Origin of the sequence: Bergeyella anatis (assembly GCF_036016955.1) — a bacterium.
GTDB lineage: Bacteria > Bacteroidota > Bacteroidia > Flavobacteriales > Weeksellaceae > JAYWXI01.
In genome coordinates this window covers 2,346-4,074 of the sequence record NZ_JAYWXI010000037.1, presented here as the reverse complement: position 1 = coordinate 4,074, position 1,729 = coordinate 2,346, and the positions used below count along the sequence as shown (strand labels likewise).

Annotated in this window: 2 tRNA genes, 1 rRNA gene and 1 other annotated feature (1 of these 4 running past the window's edge); all 3 genes read left to right on the top strand. The window is 49.3% G+C overall.

Annotated elements, in window-relative coordinates:
- Positions 1 to 1,432, top strand: a 16S ribosomal RNA gene (locus tag VQ048_RS11755); the annotation flags it as partial.
- A 27-nt stretch (positions 1,433 to 1,459) separates the two neighbouring features.
- Positions 1,460 to 1,729: a sequence feature (mutual gap in cmsearch alignment for this rRNA model is longer than 100), on the top strand; it runs 2,345 nt beyond the window's last position.
- Positions 1,557 to 1,630, top strand: a tRNA-Ile gene (locus VQ048_RS11750). (Overlaps the previous feature by 74 nt.)
- Positions 1,647 to 1,720, top strand: a tRNA-Ala gene (locus VQ048_RS11745). Its footprint lies within the feature at positions 1,460 to 1,729.

Genomic DNA, 1,729 nt, shown 5'->3' with positions numbered 1-1,729 from the left:
AATGAGAGCGGCGCACGGGTGCGGAACACGTGTGCAACCTACCTTTATCTGGGAGATAGCCTTTCGAAAGGAAGATTAATACCCCATAATATATTAATTGGCATCGATTGATATTGAAAGCTCCGGCGGATAGAGATGGGCACGCGCAAGATTAGATAGTTGGTGAGGTAACGGCTCACCAAGTCGACGATCTTTAGGGGGCCTGAGAGGGTGATCCCCCACACTGGTACTGAGACACGGACCAGACTCCTACGGGAGGCAGCAGTGAGGAATATTGGACAATGGGTGGAAGCCTGATCCAGCCATCCCGCGTGAAGGACGAAGGACCTATGGTTTGTAAACTTCTTTTATACAGGGATAAACCTACCCTCGTGAGGGTAGCTGAAGGTACTGTATGAATAAGCACCGGCTAACTCCGTGCCAGCAGCCGCGGTAATACGGAGGGTGCAAGCGTTATCCGGATTTATTGGGTTTAAAGGGTCCGTAGGCGGATTCGTAAGTCAGTGGTGAAAGCCTGCAGCTTAACTGTAGAACTGCCGTTGATACTGCGAGTCTTGAGTGTAGTTGAGGTAGCTGGAATAAGTAGTGTAGCGGTGAAATGCATAGATATTACTTAGAACACCAATTGCGAAGGCAGGTTACCAAGTTACAACTGACGCTGATGGACGAAAGCGTGGGGAGCGAACAGGATTAGATACCCTGGTAGTCCACGCTGTAAACGATGCTAACTCGTTTTTGGGGAGATAATCTTCAGAGACCAAGCGAAAGTGATAAGTTAGCCACCTGGGGAGTACGAACGCAAGTTTGAAACTCAAAGGAATTGACGGGGGCCCGCACAAGCGGTGGATTATGTGGTTTAATTCGATGATACGCGAGGAACCTTACCAAGACTTAAATGGGAATTGACAGCTGTAGAAATACGGTTTTCTTCGGACAATTTTCAAGGTGCTGCATGGTTGTCGTCAGCTCGTGCCGTGAGGTGTTAGGTTAAGTCCTGCAACGAGCGCAACCCCTGTCACTAGTTGCTAACATTAAGTTGAGGACTCTAGTGAGACTGCCTACGCAAGTAGCGAGGAAGGTGGGGATGACGTCAAATCATCACGGCCCTTACGTCTTGGGCCACACACGTAATACAATGGCCGGTACAGAGGGCAGCTACACTGCGAAGTGATGCGAATCTCGAAAGCCGGTCTCAGTTCGGATTGGAGTCTGCAACTCGACTCTATGAAGCTGGAATCGCTAGTAATCGCGCATCAGCCATGGCGCGGTGAATACGTTCCCGGGCCTTGTACACACCGCCCGTCAAGCCATGGAAGTCTGGGGTACCTGAAGTCGGTGACCGTAAAAGGAGCTGCCTAGGGTAAAACAGGTAACTAGGGCTAAGTCGTAACAAGGTAGCCGTACCGGAAGGTGCGGCTGGAACATCTCATTTTAGAGACGAAAGTCAAGAAAAACAAAAAAGGATTTACTTAAAGTCGTTTGCTTTGGTTTTTACTCGGTTGGATATATTTAAAGAATACCCCTAGTAGATTAGTATCAGGGAAGAGAGATACAACAGTCTCGTAGCTCAGCTGGTTAGAGCGCTACACTGATAATGTAGAGGTCGGCAGTTCGAGCCTGCCCGAGACTACTAATTTAAGATAGAGGGGGAATTAGCTCAGCTGGCTAGAGCGCCTGCCTTGCACGCAGGAGGTCAAGGGTTCGACTCCCTTATTCTCCACGGTATTAG